This window comes from Postechiella marina (assembly GCF_039538365.1).
Taxonomy (GTDB): domain Bacteria; phylum Bacteroidota; class Bacteroidia; order Flavobacteriales; family Flavobacteriaceae; genus Postechiella; species Postechiella marina.
Genome location: NZ_BAABCA010000001.1, coordinates 63,994 through 86,971, shown reverse-complemented (window position 1 = coordinate 86,971; position 22,978 = coordinate 63,994). Strand labels below are relative to the sequence as shown.

General features: G+C 31.4%; 22 protein-coding genes. 11 read left to right on the top strand and 11 right to left on the bottom strand.

Features of this window, described 5'->3' with window-relative positions; all coding sequences use genetic code 11:
* Positions 1–25: 25 nt before the first annotated feature.
* From ABD715_RS00290 to ABD715_RS00280, 3 genes are all read right to left on the bottom strand, one after another.
* Positions 26–1,102: an ABC transporter permease gene (locus tag ABD715_RS00290; RefSeq protein ID WP_344786739.1), complete on the bottom strand. Its 1,077-nt coding sequence runs from the start codon at positions 1,100–1,102 to the stop codon at positions 26–28.
* 250 nt (positions 1,103–1,352) lie between these two features.
* Positions 1,353–2,471 carry a BT_3928 family protein gene (locus ABD715_RS00285; RefSeq protein ID WP_344785786.1) on the bottom strand — a complete coding sequence of 373 codons (1,119 nt, stop codon included), beginning with the start codon at positions 2,469–2,471 and terminating at the stop codon, positions 1,353–1,355.
* 34 nt (positions 2,472–2,505) lie between these two features.
* On the bottom strand, positions 2,506–3,042 hold the full coding sequence (locus tag ABD715_RS00280; RefSeq protein WP_344785784.1) for a DUF1599 domain-containing protein: 537 nt from the start codon (positions 3,040–3,042) through the stop codon (positions 2,506–2,508).
* Between the two features lie 175 nt (positions 3,043–3,217).
* On the opposite strand from ABD715_RS00280, the gene folP reads away from it, so the two are divergent.
* The 3 genes from folP to ABD715_RS00265 are packed head-to-tail and all read left to right on the top strand — an operon-like array spanning position 3,218 to position 5,568.
* Entirely contained in the window at positions 3,218–4,039 is an 822-nt protein-coding gene (folP, locus tag ABD715_RS00275) for a dihydropteroate synthase (RefSeq protein WP_344785782.1), read from the top strand.
* 21 nt (positions 4,040–4,060) lie between these two features.
* A complete protein-coding gene (locus ABD715_RS00270; protein WP_344785780.1) occupies positions 4,061–4,744 on the top strand; it encodes a hypothetical protein in 684 nt (227 codons plus the stop codon).
* Positions 4,745–4,779: 35 nt separating this feature from the next.
* Positions 4,780–5,568 carry a diadenylate cyclase gene (locus tag ABD715_RS00265; protein WP_344785778.1) on the top strand — a complete coding sequence of 263 codons (789 nt, stop codon included), beginning with the start codon at positions 4,780–4,782 and terminating at the stop codon, positions 5,566–5,568.
* Here ABD715_RS00265 and ABD715_RS00260 read toward each other — a convergent pair.
* Entirely contained in the window at positions 5,565–7,331 is a 1,767-nt protein-coding gene (locus tag ABD715_RS00260) for an ABC transporter ATP-binding protein (RefSeq protein WP_344785776.1), read from the bottom strand. The two genes, ABD715_RS00265 and ABD715_RS00260, sit on opposite strands and share 4 nt — an antisense overlap.
* Entirely contained in the window at positions 7,324–8,076 is a 753-nt protein-coding gene (gene truA / locus ABD715_RS00255; RefSeq protein WP_344785774.1) for a tRNA pseudouridine(38-40) synthase TruA, read from the bottom strand. Before truA ends, ABD715_RS00260 begins: the two co-directional genes overlap by 8 nt.
* A 148-nt stretch (positions 8,077–8,224) precedes the next feature.
* Here truA and ABD715_RS00250 point away from each other — a divergent pair, with 148 nt between their 5' ends.
* Together ABD715_RS00250 and ABD715_RS00245 are read left to right on the top strand one after the other, a co-directional pair.
* Positions 8,225–8,731 carry a metallophosphoesterase family protein gene (locus ABD715_RS00250; protein WP_344785772.1) on the top strand — a complete coding sequence of 169 codons (507 nt, stop codon included), beginning with the start codon at positions 8,225–8,227 and terminating at the stop codon, positions 8,729–8,731.
* A gap of 94 nt (positions 8,732–8,825) precedes the next feature.
* Positions 8,826–9,254, top strand: coding sequence for an FKBP-type peptidyl-prolyl cis-trans isomerase (locus tag ABD715_RS00245; protein WP_344785770.1), 429 nt, complete (start codon positions 8,826–8,828; stop codon positions 9,252–9,254).
* Between the two features lie 267 nt (positions 9,255–9,521).
* Here ABD715_RS00245 and ABD715_RS00240 read toward each other — a convergent pair whose 3' ends face one another.
* The gene (locus tag ABD715_RS00240) at positions 9,522–9,932 is read right to left on the bottom strand and encodes a DUF4293 domain-containing protein (protein ID WP_344785768.1); all 411 of its coding nucleotides are present in this window, start codon (positions 9,930–9,932) and stop codon (positions 9,522–9,524) included.
* Between the two features lie 188 nt (positions 9,933–10,120).
* Here ABD715_RS00240 and rho point away from each other — a divergent pair, with 188 nt between their 5' ends.
* A complete protein-coding gene (rho, locus tag ABD715_RS00235; protein ID WP_344785766.1) occupies positions 10,121–11,779 on the top strand; it encodes a transcription termination factor Rho in 1,659 nt (552 codons plus the stop codon).
* A gap of 250 nt (positions 11,780–12,029) precedes the next feature.
* Here rho and ABD715_RS00230 read toward each other — a convergent pair whose 3' ends face one another.
* Both ABD715_RS00230 and ABD715_RS00225 read right to left on the bottom strand, forming a co-directional pair.
* Entirely contained in the window at positions 12,030–12,635 is a 606-nt protein-coding gene (locus tag ABD715_RS00230) for a DUF1684 domain-containing protein (protein ID WP_344785764.1), read from the bottom strand.
* Positions 12,635–13,162: a DUF4252 domain-containing protein gene (locus ABD715_RS00225; protein WP_344785762.1), complete on the bottom strand. Its 528-nt coding sequence runs from the start codon at positions 13,160–13,162 to the stop codon at positions 12,635–12,637. The genes ABD715_RS00230 and ABD715_RS00225 overlap by 1 nt, the downstream gene beginning before the upstream one ends.
* 290 nt (positions 13,163–13,452) lie before the next feature.
* On the opposite strand from ABD715_RS00225, the gene ABD715_RS00220 reads away from it, so the two are divergent.
* A complete protein-coding gene (locus tag ABD715_RS00220) occupies positions 13,453–14,694 on the top strand; it encodes an MDR family MFS transporter (RefSeq protein ID WP_344785760.1) in 1,242 nt (413 codons plus the stop codon).
* Entirely contained in the window at positions 14,685–15,062 is a 378-nt protein-coding gene (locus ABD715_RS00215; protein ID WP_344785758.1) for a VOC family protein, read from the top strand. The genes ABD715_RS00220 and ABD715_RS00215 overlap by 10 nt, the downstream gene beginning before the upstream one ends.
* A 2-nt stretch (positions 15,063–15,064) precedes the next feature.
* Here ABD715_RS00215 and ABD715_RS00210 read toward each other — a convergent pair whose 3' ends face one another.
* Positions 15,065–15,508 carry an Lrp/AsnC family transcriptional regulator gene (locus ABD715_RS00210; RefSeq protein ID WP_344785756.1) on the bottom strand — a complete coding sequence of 148 codons (444 nt, stop codon included), beginning with the start codon at positions 15,506–15,508 and terminating at the stop codon, positions 15,065–15,067.
* Between the two features lie 123 nt (positions 15,509–15,631).
* Between ABD715_RS00210 and ABD715_RS00205 the strand changes: the two genes are divergently transcribed.
* A complete protein-coding gene (locus ABD715_RS00205) occupies positions 15,632–16,027 on the top strand; it encodes a hypothetical protein (RefSeq protein WP_344785755.1) in 396 nt (131 codons plus the stop codon).
* A 204-nt stretch (positions 16,028–16,231) separates the two neighbouring features.
* Here the strand turns inward: ABD715_RS00205 and ABD715_RS00200 are convergent, their stop codons facing one another.
* Positions 16,232–16,822 (bottom strand): Crp/Fnr family transcriptional regulator, encoded by a 591-nt coding sequence (locus ABD715_RS00200; RefSeq protein WP_344785753.1) that lies wholly within the window; start codon positions 16,820–16,822, stop codon positions 16,232–16,234.
* A gap of 60 nt (positions 16,823–16,882) precedes the next feature.
* Positions 16,883–20,323, bottom strand: coding sequence for a methylmalonyl-CoA mutase family protein (locus ABD715_RS00195; protein ID WP_344785751.1), 3,441 nt, complete (start codon positions 20,321–20,323; stop codon positions 16,883–16,885).
* A 147-nt stretch (positions 20,324–20,470) separates the two neighbouring features.
* Between ABD715_RS00195 and purU the strand changes: the two genes are divergently transcribed.
* Positions 20,471–21,325, top strand: a complete 855-nt coding sequence (purU, locus tag ABD715_RS00190; protein ID WP_344785749.1) for a formyltetrahydrofolate deformylase — start codon at positions 20,471–20,473, stop codon at positions 21,323–21,325.
* A 154-nt stretch (positions 21,326–21,479) separates the two neighbouring features.
* Complete coding sequence (locus tag ABD715_RS00185) at positions 21,480–22,577, top strand: OmpA family protein (protein WP_344785747.1); 1,098 nt, start codon at positions 21,480–21,482, stop codon at positions 22,575–22,577.
* Positions 22,578–22,978: the final 401 nt, after the last annotated feature.

Genomic DNA, 22,978 nt, shown 5'->3' with positions numbered 1-22,978 from the left:
GGTTTTCGCTTTCGCGGAAATTAAATTATTCTAGTTTTACTTTTGGATCTAACCAAACATAGATTAAGTCGACAAAAATATTTATAATTACAAAAAGAGTTGCTATTACTAAAACTGCACCCATAATTACGGGTAAGTCTAATGTATTTAAGGCGTTTACTATTTCTTTGCCAAGACCGTTCCACCCAAAAATATACTCTACAAATACTGCGCCTGCCAACATGGATGCAAACCAACCTGAAATTGCTGTTACTACTGGGTTTAATGCATTTTTAATGGCGTGTTTTTTAATTATTTGAAATTCGCTTAAACCTTTTGCTCGTGCGGTTCTTATATAATCTTGATTAAAAACTTCTAATAGTGAATTACGCATTAATTGAATAACAACCGCTAATGGACGAATACCTAAAACTACTGCTGGAAGTATTAAGTTTTTCCATTTTATATGCATAGATTCTCCAAAATCGTCTAGCTCGTATAGGCTACCCGTCATTTCTAAATTGGTGTATTTATGTAATACATAACCAAATAACCATGCAAACAGAATGGCGCTAAAAAAGGATGGGACACTCATACCTAACGTGCTAAATATTTGAATGGTTTTATCTAACCATTTATCTTTATATAGAGCAGATACAATGCCTAAAGCAACACCTAGAATTATAGCTATTACAATAGCAGATATAGCTAAAACAAATGTATTAGGTAATGTTTCTGCCAAAACCTGACTTACCTTTTTACCTTGTTTTGTAAAAGATTCTCTTAAATATGGTGGCTTTATTACGGTTGTTGTATTGCCTATTGTAAAAAGTTTTATGGCCTTATATTTATTTACTCTTAAAAAGGTGTAATCTTCTTTATTATTGGAATGAAAGGAGATTGGCAATAAATCGTTTATGTAATATAAATACTGTGTTTTTAAAGGTTTATCGAATCCGTATTTTTGTTTTACTGTTTTAACCTGCTCTGCTGTTTGGTTTTGGCCTAACATCATTTTTGCAGGATCGCCAGGAAGCACATTAAATAATAAAAATATAACCGTTACTACTCCAAATAAAGTGAGTAGTGCATAACCTGTTTTATTTAATAAATAGTTTATCAGTTGCTTTAGTTATTATTAGGTTTTGTTTAATACTAGTTAATAGCTTATTCTTTGGCTTTTAGAACAATATTAACAAAACTTGAATAATTGATATTATTGGTTTTGTTAATAGCATCTAGAATATTGCTTTTATATCCTTTCTTTAAACACAAATACTTCTTTTTTGTTTTCTTTTTAACAAATTATCTGCTTTTTCTTGAGTTAATATTTCTTTGTTAATAGAATAAACTGTTTCTTAATCTTTAATAGACTACTCTGGCTTCCTTTCTACTTTGGGTAATTCTAATAAATTTAAATCGTTATAATGTACTTTTTGTTTTATAGTGCCTTTATCCATTTCTAAAATACCAGGATTTGCACGAACAATTGTTTTTAAGGCTTTTTCGTCGCATAAATAAAATTCGAAATCTAATTTATAAGCTTCCTTTATGCGTTGTTTTGCCTCTTCGCCAGATGCTGTTAAACCAATAATTTTATAGCCTTGCCTTAAGGCTTCGTCTTGTAATGCTTTAAGTTTTAAAGCTCCTTGGGTTTCTATTTTATCTAAATTATAAGATATAACAACTACTAAATTGTCTTCGTTTAAAAACTGTGTTGTTAAATCTTCGTCGTTACTTTCTATAGAAAAATCGTAAATTGGTGGTTGGTAACCTTCTGTAATCATCTTACTATCTACACTTATAAAATCACCTTTAACTGTTGGATAAGAACCATCTGTTGTTATTGTTTTTTCTTCGCCATTTACATTAAATTTCCAATAAAATTCTTGAACAGGTTTTGCTGCATCTTCAGGAATACTCATACCTTCTTGAATGTTAGCGCCTATTTTATAAGCTCTAAAATCTTTAGCTGGTAAATGCATTAGCACATGGTAACCAAACCATAAACTAAAAATAAAACTAAGTAAAGCTAAAATAGTGGTTTGTAATTTGCCAAAAACTGGTTTTATGTATTTTAAACCAATAACAAGTATTAATATAAAAAATAAGAGTATTAAATCTTTTGTAAAACTCTCCCAAGGTGTTAATTTTAAAGCATCGCCAAAGCATCCACAATCTTTTACTTTATCAAAATAAGCCGAGTAAAAGGTTAAGAAAGTAAAAAACACAATCATAGCTAATAAGCTCCATATTGTAAATTTAGGTTTATAACCAATAAGCAAGAAAACACCTAAAACAACTTCGAAAATAACAACTAAAACAGAAATCATTAATGCATACGGAATAAAAAATTCTACATTTAAAACATCTGCACTAAAATATTCTTGAAGCTTGTACGAAAACCCTAAAGGATCGTTTAACTTAATCATTCCAGAAATAATGAATAAAACTCCAACAAATACTCTACTTAAGGCTACTAATATTTTCATAAATTATATTGAATTAAAAATGGTAATCGGCAATCTATTCTCCTAAGTGAATCATGGCAAAAACAGCGTAATTAATCATATCTTGATAATTAGCATCTATACCTTCGCTAACTAAAGTTTTCCCTTTGTTGTCTTCTATTTGCTTAACACGCAACAATTTTTGTAAAATTAAATCGGTTAAACTACTTACACGCATATCTCGCCAAGCTTCGCCATAATCATGGTTTTTATCTTCCATTAATTGCTTGGTTATTGCTACTTGCTTTTCGTACAACTCTGTTGCCTCTTCTGTAGATAAGTCTGGTTGTTCTACAACACCTTTTTCTAACTGAATTAAAGCCATTACAGCATAGTTTATAATACCTATAAATTCGCTTACTTCGCCTTCATCAACCTTTCTCACCTCGTTTTCTTGCAAACCACGAATACGTTGCGCTTTTATAAAAATTTGATCTGTTAGAGATGGCAAACGTAATATGCGCCATGCACTACCATAATCAGACATTTTTTTAGTAAATAAGTTTTTACAAGTGTTTATAATAGCGTCGTATTGTTTTGAAGTATCTTGCATAAATTATATTGAATTTTGCGTAAATTTCGCTTAAATTGTTTAAAGTGCAAAACCTGTTGTATAAACTTTAATATTTAATGTATAAATGTTGCTGCTCGTAAACAAATAATTAATTTTGTATAGGCTTTAATAGCTTTTTTAACTCACTTTAAATTTTATTTATTTTAATAAAAATATGACCATAAATTGTAAAGGCAAACTTATAGATTTATCGACTCCAAAAGTTATGGGTATTTTAAATATTACTCCAGATTCGTTTTACGATGGTGGTGCCCATAAAAATGAAAAAGACATACTAAACCATGTCGATTTAATGCTAAATGAAGGTGCTACTTTTATAGATATTGGTGCTTACAGCTCGCGCCCAAATGCAGCACATGTTAGCCAAGATGTTGAGTTAAAACGTATTTTACCTATTATAAGTTTGGTTTTAAAAACTTTTCCAGAAACTTTAATTTCTGTAGATACTTTTAGAAGCCAAGTAGCAAAACAAACTATTGAAGCTGGCGCTGCTTTAATTAACGATATTTCTGCAGGTAAATTAGACAATGATATGCTACAAACTGTTGCTAATTTACATGTGCCATACATTATGATGCATATGCGAGGCACACCGCAAACCATGCAACAACAAACCAATTACAATAATTTAACTAAAGACATTATTTTTTACTTTTCTGAGCGTATCGCTCAAGCCAAAAAACTTGGTATTGCAGATATGATTGTTGATCCTGGTTTTGGTTTTGCAAAAACATTAGAACAAAACTTCGAGCTTTTAAATGAGTTAGAATTATTAAAAATGCTTGACAAGCCAATTCTTGCTGGTATTTCTAGAAAATCTATGATATACAAAAAACTAGAAATATCTGCTAAAGAAGCACTTAATGGCACATCGATTTTAAACACTGTTGCTCTACAAAAGGGAGCTTCAATTTTACGTGTACACGATGTTAAAGAAGCTTTAGAGTGTGTTAAACTGCTTGAGGCTTTAAATTAATTTATTGGTTATTTATAAATTATGAAAAACATATTATACTGCTTTATTTTAATAGTTTTATTTTCTTGTGGAAAAGACAAAGTGATATTACTTCCGGAAATAAATCATTCTAAAATATCTGAAATACAAGATGTATCTGCTGCCTATTTATTTTATGATGAAACTAAAAAAGATAGTGTAGAATTAAACCGAAAAAATTTAATTAGCACAACAAATTGGCTCGTTAACGTAGATAAACGCTTAACATTAAAACAAGCCATGCCACATATAAAATATCTACAAGAAAAAAAGGCCAATTCAAGTCATAAAAAAGAAAACGTTAAAAACTTTTTTACTTGTAACAATAGCATAAAAAAGAGCTTAGGTTTTGTTGAATTTACAAAACAAGACTATATTTTAACTCATGCAAATAATGCACTGAATCTAGAAGAAATATATTGGCTTAACTTCTACTCTAAAGACTCCATTACCTTAACGGTTAACTCTAAAAACAGTTCTATAACTCGAAAAATTACAACACTAAATTATCTAGACTCTTATTTAAAAGACCTTTTTTCTAAAAATGAGATTGATAACCATAATTTAAAAATGAACTTATATTTTAATACCAATCTTACGTTTCAAAATTATATTTCATTTAAATCTACATTAAATAAACTAGATTTTAGTCCTATTGAAATATCAAACAACGAATACATTTATTAACCATATTTTACTAAATTTACCAAAACCCACAGCCATTGGAGATATTTGATAATATTATAGATTTAAATCTTATAGACTATATAGATGTTATTCTTGTGGCACTTCTACTCTACTATGTTTATAAACTAATAAAAGGTACAGTAGCAATAAATATTTTTATTGGTATTATTATTATTTATTTGGTTTGGAAACTTACCGAATTTTTAAACATGGAACTGCTAACTAGCATTTTTGGTGGTTTTATGAAGGTGGGCATTATAGCTTTAATTGTAGTTTTCCAGCCAGAAATTAGAAAATTTCTGCTTATGGTTGGTTCTACTAATTTTAATAGACGACGCGATTTTTTACAAAAATTCAACTTTTTAAAAACAGATACAGTTGAAGATAATACAGATATTGAAGCTATTATTTCGGCATGTAACAAAATGTCTATGTCTAAAACTGGTGCTTTAATTGTGTTAGAACGAAACAACAATTTAGATTTCCTTTTATCGTCTGGAGACGAAATGAACATAAAGGTAACCCAGCCTATTATAGAGAGTATTTTTTTTAAAAATAGCCCGTTACACGATGGCGCTATTATTGTAGACGATAATATTGTAAAAGCAACACGTATTATTTTACCTGTAAACAACGAAAAAAATATTCCGCAACGCTTTGGTTTGCGTCATAGAGCAGCAATAGGCATTACCGAAAAAACAGATGCAGTTGCGCTTGCTGTTAGCGAAGAAACCGGACATATTTCTTATTTTAAAAATGGTGAATTTGTAGTTTACGAAGACACTACAGATTTAACAAATATGATTAAAAAAGATTTAGGTTAAGCCACCTCTTCTTTTAAAAACTGAACTTCGTATAAATTCTTATAATATCCGTTTTTTATTTGAAGTAACTCTTCATGCGTACCTTGCTCCATAATATTACCAGCATCCATAACTATAATTTTGTCTGCCTTTTTTATGGTAGCCAAACGGTGTGCAATAACTATAGACGTTCTACCTTTTGTAATTTTATCGGTTGCATTTTGAATAAGTTGTTCTGAATAAGAATCGACAGAAGATGTTGCCTCATCTAACACTAAAATGCTTGGGTTTGTTACATAAGCTCTTAAAAAAGAAATTAGTTGACGTTGCCCTGAAGACAACATAACACCACGTTCTTTTACATTATAGTGGTAACCGTTTGGCAAACTCGATATAAAATCGTGCACACCAATATCTCTAGCAGCTTGCTCTACTTGTGCCTCAGTTATTTCTGGATTATTTAAAGTTATATTATTTAAAATAGTATCTGCAAATAAAAATACATCTTGTAATACCACTGCTATTTGGCTACGTAAAGAATGCAAGGTAACTTCTTTAATATCAAAATTATCAATAGAAATTACACCAGATTTAATTTCGTAAAAACGATTTAATAAGTTAATAATTGTAGACTTTCCTGCTCCAGTAGCTCCAACAATAGCCACAGTTTCTCCTGCTTTAACATTAAAAGAAATGCCTTTTAAAACAGCTTCATCTTCAACATAATTAAAAAACACATTCTCGAAATTTATATCTCCTTTAAAATTTTTGGCTATATGCTTTCCTGTATCATCAATTTGCGATGTTGTATCTATTACCTTAAACACTCTATTGGCAGCAACCATACCCATTTGCAAGGCATTAAACTTATCGGCTATTTGCCTTAATGGTCTAAATAATTTTGGAATAAACATAACAAAAGCAAACAAAACACCTTGTGTAGCAGTACCATCTACAACCGATGCTAAACCACCATACCAAACCACTAACCCTGTAACTGCAGATGCACAAAAATCTGGAATTGGAAAAAATATTGAGTTATACCAAATTGTTTTTAACCACCCTTTTTTATGGCGTCCGTTAATAGTTTTAAAGTTTTCGTTTTCAACATCTTCTCGTGCAAACAACTGTAATATTTTCATGCCTGTAATACGCTCTTGCACAAAAGAGTTTAAGTTAGATACCTCGTTTCTCACTTCCTCAAAAGCAGTTTTCATGTATTTTTGAAAAACCTTGGTGGCGTATAAAACCACTGGTAACATAGCAAACACTATTAAACTTAATTTCCAGCTCATTATAACCATAACTATAGATACAACAATCATGGTTAAAAAATCGCGAAAAATCATAAATAAACCTTGTCCAAAAATATCGGCAATGCGCTCCATATCTGTAACAGAGCGAGTAATTAACACACCAACAGACGAGTTATCGTAATACTTCATTTTAAAACGAAGTAAATGGTTAAATAATTTAACCCTTATATCTTTTACAACACTTTGCCCTAGCCAACCCGAGTAGTAAATAAATAATAGTTGAAAAACAAACTCTGCAAACAAAAGCCCAACCATTAACAGAATAAAAAATAAAAAGCCTTCGCTTACCCTATTTGTTAAATTAGTGTCTATAGCCTGTTGTAATAAATACGGTGTAGACACACCTAAAATGGCTATTAAAATAACAGAACCAAACACCCCCGAAAAAACAAGGTTATAAGGTTTTATAAATTGAAAAAGACGTTTAAACAAGCCTATATCAAATAATTGTTCTTTTTTATTACTCATTTATATTTTTTATATCTTCTGGATATTCAATTTTTGTTAAATAAAGTGCGTGTGCTGGAACAGAAAAACCAGCTTCGCTCCTATTTTTAGATTTTATTATACGATGTAAGTCTTCAACCTCCAATTTACCAATCCCTATATTAATCATAGTACCCACAATGGCTCTAACCATATTTCTTAAAAATCGATTGGCTTTTATTACAAAATGGAGTTCGTTATTTTTAACAAACCACTCGGCTTTCATAATATCACAATTATACGTTTTTACATCGGTATTTGTTTTCGAAAAGCATTGAAAATCTTTATACTGAAATAAAATTTTAGCAGCTTCATTCATTTTATCAATATCCAATTGCTGTTTAACAAAAAAAACATGATCGAAAGTAAAAGCATTTTTTACTAAAGACACTCTATATAAATATTCCCTACTCGTTGCTGCAAAACGCGTATGTGCATCGCTATTTACCCTAAAAAGGTCTTGAACAGCAATATCTTTTGGTAAAAAGGAGTTGAGTTTATAAATTAAATTACAATTCTTTAAATCTATATTTATATCAAAATGTGCATACATTTCTGTAGCATGCACACCAGTATCTGTACGCCCTGCTCCCATAATAGATATTGGCCTGTTTAAAAGTGTAGACAAGGCTTTTTCTATAACTTCTTGTACCGATATAGCATCGGGTTGAATTTGCCAACCGTGATATGCACTACCATTATATGAAAGTTTTATAAAATATCGCAAGCTATTTCTATACTTTTGTTTTAAATACTTTTAAAGAACAAAGATAGATAGATTTGTTGTCCTGCCGAAACGGGTAATCTTAATTATATATTAAAATAATTAACACAACGTATTTTATTAAAAGTATAAAGAAATAAAAGTTGCATAAATGAAGAAAATATTATTACTCTCTGATACCCATAGTTATATAGATAACGATATTTTAAAGTATGTTAAACAAGCCGACGAGGTTTGGCATGCAGGCGATATTGGAGATCTTAAAGTTACCGATGCTATTAAAGAATTAAAACCTTTACGGGGTGTTTATGGTAATATTGATAATTCTGAAATTAGATTAGAATTTCCTGAAAACAATCGGTTTATGTGCGAAGATCTTGATGTTTGGATAACACATATTGGAGGTTACCCCAAAGCCTATAATATTAGAGTGCGAGAAGAGATAAAAGCAAATCCGCCAAAACTTTTTATTACTGGTCATTCGCATATTTTAAAAGTTATGCCCGATAATAAATTAAATTTACTACACATGAATCCTGGGGCTGCGGGCAAACATGGCTTTCATAAAGCAAGAACTATGCTTAGATTTACTATTGATGGTAAAAAAATTGATAATCTAGAAGTTATTGAATTCCCAGAGAGATATCCAAAATCTTAAATCTATCACAAAGTATAGGCAATACACCCCAAGTAATTAGATGATAAGTTGTAGTTTTGTATGCATAATTAAATTTAAAAGATAATTAAAATTTATGAGTCAAGTAAAAGAAAATGATACGGTAAAAGTTCATTACACAGGCAAGCTAAACAACGGTCAAGTTTTTGATAGCTCATTAGAGAGAGAGCCTTTAGAGGTAACTTTAGGTCAAGGAGCTTTAATTCCTGGTTTTGAAAAAGGTATTATTGACATGAAATTGAATGAAAAGAAAACAATAAATATTCCGGTTACTGAAGCTTATGGCGAGGTTAGAGAAGACTTATTATACGATGTAAAAAAAGAACAATTACCTCAAGATATGGCTCCTGAGGTTGGTATGGGCCTAGCATCGAAAGATCAAGAAGGCAGAGAAGTACAATTTCGTGTTGCAGAGGTACACGAAAACCACATAGTTGTTGATGCTAACCACCCGTTAGCTGGTCAAGAATTAATTTTTGATTTAGAAGTGGTAGAAATTAAATAAGTAATTATTACTACATAAAATTTAAAAAGTCTGGATATATTCCAGACTTTTTTGTTTTTAAATAACTTTAGGCTTAAGTCAGGTTTATCAAGATTTACGCTAGTAATTAAAACATCTATAACTTTGTTTAAGCTCTTTTACGTTGTTACAGTTATACTGGATAAAAGCGATTTCTTATAATTCAAATCTATCTTTTTTAAAGTAAAACAAAAAAAAGCCCAAGATCTTCATCTTGGGCTAACGCACTTAATTAATGATGTTAGGTGTTTATCGTAATCTATCTACAGATTTTACAAGATCTTCATCCTTCTTAATGGCCTTATTAGCTAAAGCCAACAATACGATAGAAATAATAGGGATGAACATGCCAATACCTTTCTCTGAAACCGCCGTTTCTCCAGATAAATTTAGAGATTGATATACAAAAAAGCCTAATAAAATAAAGTTTAATATGATGTTAAGACGTCCCAACATAAATTGAGACTTCCTGTTTTTATACATAAATATTGAAATTACTGATAATAATGCAGAGCCTAAAAACAGACCTAAATACAGCATATTATCTTTTGCAAACATATGTACACCCTCGTTATTTACCCATAAATGTAGTACAAAAATGAGCCCTGCAGAGACTCCTGCAGCTAGTAAAAGGTATATGCTTTGTATGCGTTGTAACATGTTTTTATAAAACTAGAGTGCTAAAATAATAGTTTCTTTTATAAAATTACCCCAAAAAATTAAAATAAAGTTGTATAATTGCATTAATAATTCCCAACAACCACTATTGCAGGTTGTTAATTCTTCAGATAAAAATTATTTTTTTCAGAATTACACATATTTATATCCAATAATAGCATAAAACATCAATGTTTGAAATTTCACAACTAAAAGCAAAAAAGCTCGCCGATTTACAAGAAATCGCAAAAAAACTGAACGTTCCTAAATATCGTTCCTTAAAAAAATTAGATTTAGTATACCAAATATTAGATCAACAAGCTGCAGATCCAAACGCAGTAAAAGATGTTGTTGCTCCTGTAGATAAAGCAGAAACTAAAGAAGCAAAAGCACCTGCGCCTAGAAAACCTAGACAACGTGTGCAAAAACAACCAGTTAAGCGAGAAACAAAACCAGTTGCAGAAAAAGCACCTACTACAGAAGCTGCTCCTGCTCCAGAAAAACAAGAAACAACTGCTCCTGCTCCAGAAAAAGCAAAAGCACCAGATACGCAAGAAAAAAAGCCTGCGCGTAATAAACCAAATCCTAGGCCAAAACCAAACCCTAGAGACAATCAAAAAACACAACAAAAAAGAGATAACAATAACCAGCATAAAAACAAAAATCAAAAAAATGGTAATGTTGATGCTGGTAATAAAGACGGACGCAACAGATACCGCGAACCAGATTTTGAATTTGATGCCATTATAGAAAGTGAAGGTGTTTTAGACATTATGCAAGATGGTTATGGTTTTTTACGCTCGTCTGATTATAACTATTTATCGTCTCCAGACGATATTTATGTATCGCAATCTCAAATACGTTTATTTGGTCTTAAAACCGGAGATACAGTCTTAGGTCATGTACGTCCGCCAAAAGAAGGCGAAAAATATTTTCCTTTAATTAAGGTTAGTAAAATTAATGGACAAAGCCCTAATGTAGTTAGAGACCGTGTTGCTTTCGAGCATTTAACCCCGTTATTTCCTCAAGAAAAATTCAACCTTGCAGAAAAACAAGCTACCATTTCTACAAGAATTATGGACTTGTTTGCTCCTATTGGTAAAGGGCAACGTGGTATGATTGTATCGCAACCAAAAACTGGTAAAACCATGTTACTAAAAGATGTTGCAAACGCTATTGCAGCCAACCATCCTGAGGTGTACCAAATGATTTTACTTATAGACGAACGCCCAGAAGAGGTAACAGATATGCAACGTAATGTACGTGGCGAAGTAATAGCCTCTACCTTTGATAAAGAAGCGCACGAACACGTAAAAATAGCTAATATTGTACTAGAAAAAGCAAAACGCTTGGTAGAGTGTGGCCACGATGTGGTTATACTTCTAGATTCTATAACGCGTTTAGCAAGAGCCTACAATACAGTACAACCAGCCTCTGGTAAAATACTAAGTGGTGGTGTAGATGCTAATGCTTTACACAAACCAAAACGCTTTTTTGGTGCTGCTAGAAACATAGAAAATGGAGGCTCTTTAACCATTATTGCTACTGCACTTACAGAAACTGGCTCTAAAATGGACGAGGTTATTTTCGAAGAATTTAAAGGTACTGGTAACATGGAGTTACAATTAGATAGAAAAATATCTAACCGTAGAATATTCCCAGCTATCGATCTTACATCTTCAAGCACACGTAGAGACGACATTCTTTTAGATGCAAACACCATACAACGTATGTGGGTAATGCGCAAATATTTAGCAGACATGAACCCTGTAGAAGCTATGGAGTTTATTAACGATCGTTTTAAACAAACAAGAAGTAACGAAGAGTTTTTAATTTCTATGAACGGATAAAAACAACTCTATAATACATAAGCTAAGCCTTGATTTTTTCAAGGCTTTTTTTTGTGCCTAATTTTTTATTTAGGGCGTTACCACAAGGGTCGCGCTATCCATTATATCTTTTTAAAACAGTCTTTTATTATTATAAAAAACACAACTACCTATTTAGTTTATTACCTAGCTAAAAAACAGAAGTTTCCCTAAGTTTTAAAAAGGATGCCATTTCTATCGCTAACGCAAAAGCAGCATTAGTACATAAAGACTAATGTTTATTAAAAACCTTTACACCAGCCTCAATACGAGTTCTTAAATAATTTTGACGCGGTACAACAGGACAAGAAAACTTTTCGTTGTAAGCACAATAAGGATTATAAGCTTGATTAAAATCTATTTCCATTATGTTACCCTCTGGAATACGAGCATCAATATAACGACCACCACCATAAGTTTCTTCGCCATTAGTCTCGTCTAAAAAAGGTAAAAACAAATAATTTTCTAACCCCTCTTGTTGCATTGTATCTTGGCCTTGATATACATTCAATCTATATGGTTTTCCCTTTAATTCAAAAGTTAAAACACCATAAACACGCTCTTTAGACAGTCTGCTAGTTGTTGTTTTCATATTAAACCACTTAGAGTTTGGTGTACGTTCTAAACTTGCTTTTACCACATAAGTGCTATCGAATTTAAAAAACTCTAAACCTTCAAAATCTTTTCTATCTTTATTTTTTAAAGGCGATGTAGAGGCATCTTTATACTCTGCATTTAAAGCTTTCTGAAATTCGGTATCACCCTTTAAAGGGCGTTTATCTTGTGCACAGCTTAGTGTTGACATAGATATAACAAAAAGTAAAAAAAGTATTCGCATTAGTTATTTGGGTTAAAAGATGGATTTGTATTTAATTGGTAAGACGACTTTAAACTACTAGAAAAGTTGTTAAACGTATTTTCGTCTGCAAAAGCCTTAATTTTTTCCGGATCAAAATTTCCTTGTAAATAATAGGCTGTAGTTTCTGTTTTATTACTGTTAAATATAATAGCATCGGTTACAACCACACCAATTTCTTTTACAGATACAATTCTAACTTGCTCAATCTCGTTTTTTCTAAAAACATCGATATAACCATTATTAGTAACCGCATTCATTTCCTCTATTAACTCTTCACGCTTAAAGTTATTAACGTTTTTTAAAGTAATATATTTAACATCTGTAATATTACCAATAGCACTTTTTACATCAGGGGAAATGTTACTTAAAACAGCCTTCATAAAATTAGGAACCTGAAACGATGTTGCCCCTAAATCTGTTTTATGTGCATTATAAAACCCTTGAAAACTACTTCCGCAAGAAAAAATTAAAGCAGAAAAAGTCAGTAATAGCAGTACTTTTTTCATTTTATAATATTTTATTTCTTTTCAAAAATACAATTTCAAATTATTTTATTTAGCTTTGTATTAATATAATAAAACAAAAATGCGTAATAACGTCACTATTTATAGAAAACAATGGACCTCTTGTTTAAAGACAAGAAGATGGGCTTGTTGCATATTGTGGTGATATAATTATAAAATATTACAATATTTAAAAAGTCCGACTTCGCAGTCGGACTTTTTATTTTTAGTCTAATCTAGACTTTTAACTAAAACCAAAAATTTGAAAACAGAAACTTGAACACCTAGAACTAATGCAAAAACTATTTAACAATTATCTAAACACATTTAAAGGATTGTCTAACGAAGTATGGTGGCTTGCTCTAATTACACTTATTAATAGAGCTGGTACAATGGTTATTCCATTTTTATCGTTATACTTAATTAAGAGTCTTAATTTTACATTAAGCGATGTAGGTTGGGTAATGAGCGCTTTTGGTTTGGGCTCTGTTATTGGTTCTTGGCTAGGTGGTAAACTAACCGACAAAATTGGTTATTATAAAGTCATGGTATATAGTTTAATGCTTACAGGCCTACTTTTTATTGCTTTGCAATTCCTAACGTCTTTTGTTGCCTTTTGCCTAGGTATTTTTATGGTTATGCTTGTTGCAGATATGTTTAGGCCTGCTATGTTTGTTGCTTTAAGCGCTTATAGCAAACCAGAAAACAAAACACGATCTGTAACCCTAATTAGACTTGCTATAAACTTAGGCTTCTCTGCTGGTCCTGCCATTGGCGGTATTATAATTACTAAATTAAGTTATGCTGGTTTATTTTGGGTAGATGGTGTTACATGCATTATAGCTACTGTAGTTTTAATAAACGTATTAAACCCAAAAACCACAAAAACATTAGATAATGTAAAAACAGAAAACCCAAAATCGGCTTATCAAGACAAAGCTTTTATTATATTTTTGGTAGCTATGGTACTTTTTGGCATTGCTTTTTTACAATACTTTTCTACCATGCCATTGTATTATAAAGATGTACATTATTTTACAGAGTTTGACATAGGCTTACTTTTAGGTATGAATGGTTTTTTAATTTTTGCCATAGAAATGCCTTTAATAAAATGGTTAGAAACTACAAAGTTTACCAAAACAGGTTTAATTCTTTTTGGTGCCATATTAACAGGTTTAAGCTTTATTATTTTAAATATGAGTTCTTGGACTGGCGTTGTAATAATAGGTATGTTATTAATGACTTTTGGAGAAATGATAGCTTTTCCGTTTTCTAATGCTTTTGCTATGGACAGAGCAAAACAAGGCAACCAAGGCGAATACATGGCATTATATTCTATAGCATTTTCTGTAGCACATATTTTTGGCCATAAAGCAGGAATGAGTATGGTTGATAACTTAGGGTTTAATAACACATGGTATATTATTACAATATTATCGGCTCTTTGTGTTTTTCTTTTATTTATTTTAAAGCTTTATTTAAAATCTAAGAAACAACAAAAAAATATTAAAGAAGAAGAAATTTTATGGATTTAAACCAAATTACTATTCCGTCTTTAAATGTTGAAAAAGCGACTGAATTTTACAAAATTTTGGGAGCGCATCTTATTGTAAATGCGCTTCCAAGATATGTAAGATTTAAATGCCCAGACGGTAATGCTACATTTTCTATCCATTTAGTAGACGAGCTACCTATAGGCGCTGGCATTTCTATTTATTTTGAAAGTAATTATTTAGATGATTGGGTTCTAGAACTTAAAAAAAACGGAATAGTTTTTAATCAATTACCAGAAGACAAACCTTGGTTATGGCGCGAAGCACATTTACAAGACCCTGATGGTAATAGCATTATTTTATATTCGGCAGGAAAAAATAGAGAGCACCCGCCTTGGCGTATTAATTAATTTTACTTTATGGGTATAATCTCTTTTTGTTTAACAACGCGAGATAATACAATTTGAGTTTTAGTTTCGCCATAACTAATAAGCTGATCTATAAAAACCTCTAAATGCTTATGGTTTTTTAAAACCACTTCCATTACAATATTCTCATCGCCAGTAATACGATAACAGTTTACCACCTCATCATAAGTTTTAACCTTATCTAAAAATGGTTTTAATTTTCCCATAAAAGCGCGCAAAGTAATTATAGCTTTTAATTGATAACCAATTTCAAACGGAGATACTATGGCTTTATAATCTTCAATAATGCCCAAATCTTCCATTTTCTTTATTCGCTCTGATACCGCTGGAGAACTAATACCAACCCTACGCCCTATTTCGGCATTAGAAAGCCTAGCATTTTGCTGTAAACACTTTAAAATCTTACTATTAAGAACATCTAAGCTCATTTTAAATCAAAACACAAAAAAATAATTAATACTTAAAGCAAATATACATTTTTACTTTAACATCGAAAGTAAAATATTGTTTCTTGTGAGTAATTTTGATATTATTGCTAAGAAGAAAAGAATATGTCACCCAAAACCCCATCAAACCTATCGGAATTACCGATTTATCAAAAAGCATTAGATATTTTTGCGCTTTCGCAAAATATATCTATATACTTAAATCACGATTTGTCTTCTTTAAAGCCTGACGGTACAGAAGATACAAATATTTATTTTTCTGGTGATATTGTTCAGCAATCGGTATCATTAGCCCCAGAAATTGTTAATGCAGAATTAGAGCGCTATTCTGAGCGCAAACATAAACATATTGCATCCCTTAAACGTTTAACCAATATGTTATACAAAAGTTCTTATAGGCTAGAGCGATCAAACAGTAACGGAAAAGATTTCCTCCCTATTTTAAGAAGTGAGTTAAAAAAATTCAAGAAGCTTCAAAGAAGCTGGTTACTAACACTATAGTTTTAATCAAAATACTTTTGGCAAGAAAAAAACACACCTTAAAAAAGATGTGTTTTTAGAGAGACTTCATTAATCAACTCAATTTAAAGAGCAGATACTAGCAATTTAGATATGAAATCAGTGCTAATTTAAATTATACATTTGTAAAAATGTATAAAAAGTTGTTTTTCAATTGATATATGTCAATTTTATATTAAATTTTTGTTAAACTAATTGTTTATTCAATCTAGAAAGCGTTTCTGGTCGCATGTTTAGTAAAGAAGCTAGATATTTCTTTGGCAAACGATCTAGAATCTGTGAATTCGATATTTTTAAAAAGTGCTCGTAGCGCCCAATAGCTGTAGGTATTCTTGCAATAAAAGAGCGATGTTCTGCTTGAACATAATATTCTTCTAGCAAAACTCTATGAATTTTAGACATTTCTTTAAAATTTTCGATTGCAAAACGCATATCGTCATAACTAATACTTTCTGTAAATGTATCTTCTAAGCATTGAATGTTTTCTAATGCTGGTTCTTTTTTAAAATAGCCAGAAATTGAAGTAACAAATTCGTTATCTACACTTACCCATGTAGTAACCTCCTTGTCTTCATAATTAAAATAACCACGTATTAAACCTTTTCTAATTACATGAAGTCTATCGCACATATCTCCATTTCTAACTAAAAAATCACCTTTTTTATATTGCTTGCAAACCAATTTATTTGATAAAAATTTGTTTACCTCTCTAGATAATGGAGAAATAGAATTTAACAATACAATGCTAAATAGGTTATTATACTTAATCGTTGGCATAAGTTAAAATAAAACAAAGATATGGTCTTCAAGCGGTTAACTAATAATTTCTCCTATAAATTACATATTTCGTCGATATTGTCCACCAACTTCAAATAAAGCCGATGTAATACTGCCTAAAGAGCAAAATTTACATACTTCCATTAAGGCCTCAAATATGTTTTCGTTATTAATAGCCTTGTCTTGTAGGCTTTTTAACAGTGCTTTAGTATCATGTGCGTTATGAAGGTTTTGCAATGTTTTTATTTGAAATTGTTTTTCGTCTTCTGTAGCACGAATAACTTCTTTTGGTATAACTGTTGGCGAGCCTTTACTGCTTAAAAATGTATTTACACCTATAATAGGAAACTGCCCGTTATGCTTTAAAGTTTCGTAATAAAGACTTTCTTCTTGAATTTTAGAACGCTGATACATGGTTTCCATAGCTCCTAAAACACCACCACGCTCTGTAATTCTATCAAACTCCATAAGTACAGCCTCCTCTACCAAATCTGTTAATTCTTCAATTATAAAAGAGCCTTGAATAGGGTTTTCGTTTTTAGCCAAACCTAATTCTTTATTAATAATAAGTTGGATAGCCATAGCACGACGTACAGACTCTTCTGTTGGTGTGGTTATAGCTTCATCATAAGCGTTTGTGTGTAACGAGTTGCAGTTATCGTAAATGGCATAAAGTGCTTGTAAAGATGTGCGTATATCGTTAAAATCTATTTCTTGAGCATGTAAACTTCTTCCTGAGGTTTGAATATGGTATTTTAACATTTGTGCTCTAGCATTAGCACCATATTTATGTTTCATGGCTTTGGCCCAAATTTTACGAGCTACACGACCTATAACTGCATATTCTGGATCGATTCCGTTAGAAAAGAAAAAAGATAAATTAGGTCCGAACTTGTTAATATCCATTCCGCGACTTAAATAGTACTCTACATAAGTAAAACCATTAGATAATGTTAACGCCAGTTGGGTAATAGGGTTTGCTCCAGCTTCTGCAATATGATATCCAGATATGGAAACCGAATAAAAATTACGTACATTATTTTCTATAAAGTATTCTTGGACATCGCCCATTAAGCGCAATGCAAATTCTGTTGAAAAGATACAAGTATTCTGCGCTTGATCTTCTTTTAAAATATCTGCTTGTACTGTACCTCTAACTTGTGCTATTGTATTTTTTTTAATCTCTTCATATATAGGTTCTGGTAAAACTTGATTACCTGTTACACCTAACAACATTAAACCTAGCCCATTATTTCCTGCTGGTAACTCATCATTGTACTTAGGTCTTTCTTGGTTAGCATACAATTTTTCTATTTTTGCCTCAACCTCCTGTTCTAATCCGTTTTCTTTAATATATATTTCGCATTGCTGATCTATGGCAGCATTCATAAAAAAACCTAAAAGAATAGGAGCTGGACCATTAATAGTCATACTTACAGATGTCATAACATCCGCTAAATTAAACCCAGAATAGAGTTTCTTTGCATCGTCTAAACAGCAAATAGAAACACCAGCGTTGCCAATTTTACCATAAATGTCTGGGCGCAAATCAGGATCGCTACCATATAAAGTTACACTATCGAAAGCAGTAGAAAGTCGTTTTGCTGGCAACCCAGCACTTACATAATGAAAACGCTTATTTGTTCGCTCCGGTCCACCTTCTCCAGCAAACATTCTAGCTGGATCTTCGCCTGTGCGCTTAAAAGGATACAAACCAGAAGTAAAAGGAAACTCGCCAGGAACATTTTCTTGTAAACACCATTTTAGTACATCGCCCCAAGCTTTATACTTTGGCAGTGCTACTTTTGGTATCTGCAAATGTGATAAAGATTCTGTTTGTGTTTCTATCTTAATTTCTTTATCTCGTACTTTAAAGGTATAAATAGGATTTTTATATTTATTTATCTTATCGCCCCACTCCAATAAAATTTCCCAATTAAAAGGATCTAGATTTAGTTTTACTCTATCAAATTCTGAAATTAGTAATTTCAAGAATGTTGTTTCACTTTCACTTTTAGCATGTTCAAGAATTAATTCTTGGTTTAAACCATGCTTGTTTAAAAGCAACAAAGCCTCTTTTTTTAAATTAATATCTGCTACAGAACATATGGTTTTATAGATACCATAAAGCTTTTGGGCACAATCTACCTGAGCAATCGCCTTCTTATCGTAGGCTCTGTTATTTTCTGCTATTTCTGACAAATACCTTGTTCGCGATGGTGGAATAACAAAAATCTTTTCGCTCATTTCGCTAGAAATTTCGAAATTAGATTTTAAATTAGCTTCTGCCTTATTAACTAAATTATCAATAATTGCTTTATAAAGCGTATTCATTCCTGGATCGTTAAACTGCGAGGCTATTGTACCATAAACTGGTAGCTCTTCTTGAGGCATATCCCAAAGATTATTATTACGCATATATTGTTTTTTAACATCGCGTAAAGCATCCAAAGCGCCTCTTTTATCAAATTTATTTATAGCAACTAGATCTGCAAAGTCTAGCATATCTATTTTCTCTAGTTGTGTTGCTGCACCAAACTCTGGCGTCATAACATATAGAGATACATCACTATGCTCTATAATTTCTGTATCAGACTGTCCAATACCCGATGTTTCTAGTATAATTAAATCGAACTCTGCTGCTTTTAAAACCTCTATGGCTTCGTTTACATATTTTGATAAGGCCAAATTAGATTGCCTTGTAGCCAAACTACGCATATAAACGCGTGGCGAATTAATAGCATTCATTCTTATACGATCGCCTAATAAAGCACCTCCAGTTTTTCTTTTTGAAGGATCGACAGAAATAATACCTATAGTTTTTTCTGGAAAATCGAGTAAAAAACGCCTAACCAACTCGTCTACCAAACTAGACTTACCTGCTCCTCCTGTTCCTGTAATTCCTAAAACCGGAACGTTATTAGTTTGGTTTTTTAAATGTATTTTATCTAATGTACTTTTTGCTATTTCTGGAAAATTTTCGGCCGAAGATATTATTCTTGCAATATGTTTCGAGTTTTTATCTGCAAGCGTCTTAATATCAACATTTAAACTATGTCCAATCTCGAAATCAGATAGTTCAACCAAATCGTTAATCATACCTTGTAATCCCATTTCTCTACCATCATCGGGCGAATAAATACGAGCAATACCATAATCCATTAATTCTTTAATCTCTGTTGGCAAAATTACACCGCCACCGCCTCCAAATATTTTAATATGTTCTGAGTTGTTTGCTTTTAATAAATCGAACATATACTTAAAATACTCCATATGTCCACCTTGGTAAGATGTTAAACAAATGGCATTAACATCTTCTTGAATAGCTGTATTTACCACCTCTTCTACACTTCTATCGTGCCCTAAATGAATTACCTCTACTCCTGTAGATTGAATAATTCGTCTCATAATATTTATGGAAGCATCGTGCCCATCAAATAAAGATGCTGCAGTTACAATTCTTACTTTATTCTTTGGCTTATATGGATTTGACTGTGTCATTCTTAAAAAAAGTTATTTTTATTAATGCTAATTTACGAATTATTCAAAAATTACAACTATTTTTTATTGATTATCTAAAATTAACATCTCGCCCTTTATTTTTAGATTTTTAAGCTACTTTTAACCTCAAATTTAGAACAAAAAGTAATGAACAAAATAACCATTTTAATTCACTGTAAAGATTTATCTGGTATAATCGCATCTGTCACGAATTTTATAGTAGAGCAAAACGGAAATATAATTTACCTCGACCAGCATGTTGACAGAGAGCAAGATATATTTTTTATGCGATTAGAAAGTGAATTTATTGGAGATAATTTTTCTACCGATGCTTTTAAAAGCGCATTTAAGACAACATTAGCCGAAAAATTTGAAATGAAATGGCGCATTTATTCTTCGCACAACAAACCCAAAATGGCTTTATTTGTTTCTAAATACGACCATTGTTTATACGATATATTAGGACGCTACAACTCTGGCGAATTAAATTTAGAAATCCCCTTTATTATTAGTAATCATATCGATTTAAAACCTATAGCAGATAGTTTTAAAATTCCGTTTTTCCATATACCAGTTACAAAAGCAACAAAAGCAGAGGCAGAAGACAAACAATTAGAATTATTAAAGACATATAATGTAGACTTTATTGTATTAGCTCGTTATATGCAAATAGTATCTAGTAAATTAATAAACAAATACCCCAATAAAATAATAAACATTCATCATTCTTTTTTACCTGCCTTTGTGGGAGCAAAACCATATCATTCGGCTTATAAAAGAGGGGTTAAAATAATTGGCGCCACTAGCCACTATGTAACAGAAGAGCTTGATGCTGGGCCTATTATAGAGCAAGACGTAGCGCATATATCGCACACTTATACTATAGAAGCCTTAATAGCCAAAGGAAGAGATCTTGAAAAAATAGTACTCGCTAACGCTATAAAACTACATGCCAATAGAAAAGTTATGGTTTTTAATAACAAGACTGTCATTTTCTCTTAAAATGAGGGCATTACCGTTTTTAATTCATTAACATTTTATTAATAATATTTTATTTACATATTTAATTGCAATTTTAACTGTGACTTTTTTATTTTTACAGTGTCATACATACAGTGGAAAAAAAATGTAACCATTAACTAAAATTTAATTTTTTATGAAAACAAATTTATTTTTATGCCTAGCTTTTTTATTAGGTATCGGATTCTCACAAGCTCAAAATTTACCTGTAAATCCTGATCCAGGAAAATGTTACGTAAAATGTATTACTAAAGATGAGTTTAAAGACATTGAAGAAACTATTGAAGTGTACCCTGCTTACACAAAGCTAGAGGTTGTTCCTGCAACATACAGAACAGTAGAAGATCGTGTACTAATTAAAGAAGCTTCTAAAAAATTCATCTATGTTCCTGCAACTTACGAAACTGTAGATGTACCTTACGTTAAAAAAGAAGGAAGAACAGATTTAAGCATTAACCCTGCTACTTTTGGAACTAGCTCAAGAACTTTTGAAACTTACCCAAAAACTTCAGGATGGCAATACAAAGAAACAGCATGTGATTCTCCAAACAAAGAAGATTGTGTTGTTGCTTGTTTCGTTGAATACCCTGCACAATTTAGAGATGTAAGCTTTACTACTTTAGCTACAGATGCTACTACTGGAAGTATTCCTGTAAGCGAAATACCAACATCTTACAAAAAGAGAGTTATTAAAACTCCTGCAAGAATGGATACTGTAGAAATTCCTGCAGAATACTCTACTATTAAGCGTCAAGTTGTTGCTACTGCAGCTACAACTAAAAGTGTAACTGTTCCTGCTAGATTTCAAACTGTAACTAGAACTGTATTAGCTAAAAAAGGAGGTATTACTACTTGGGAAGAAGTTGATTGTGGTTTATTAGACGCTAACGTTTTACCAATTTTTTACGAATTAGGAAGCGCTCGTATTACTCCTGCATCTAAGAAAATTATTGACGAAACTTTATTACCATTATTAAACAGCAAACCAGTTAGTATTGAATTAATGTCTCATACAGATGCTAGAGGTAACGACGATTTTAACATGTCTTTATCTCAACAACGTGCTAACTCTGTAGTTAACTACTTAGTATCTAAAGGTATTTCTAGAAGCAGATTATCTGGTAAAGGGTACGGAGAAACTAGATTAGTAAACCGTTGTTCTAATGGTGTTGAATGTTCTGAAGGTGAGCACCAAAAGAACAGACGTACTGAATTTAGAGTATTAAACAACTAATTGATTAATTAGAACGTTTTTTAAAACATAATATTAATAAAAAGACACCTTAACGGGTGTCTTTTTTTTATACCAATAAAACAAGTATAAGTAACATTAAAAACATATTTTAACAAAGATGCTTTTCTAAAATCGTACTTTTTGCCATTTGCTTTTGGGATGTTGTATGTATGCAACAATACTAAAAGAGCTTTAACATACCTTTATTAATTAACGCTAGTAGGATATGTAACTAAGGTCTAACCTACTATCCAACCCTTTATAAGCAACTGTTAGCTACGTATTATTCTCCATTAACAACTCATCCAATAAATAATAGCTCATTTAAAATATGCTAGTAATTACGAATAAAAAAGTAATTAAAGAGTTATGCTGCTATTTAAGCACAAAACCTATAAGTC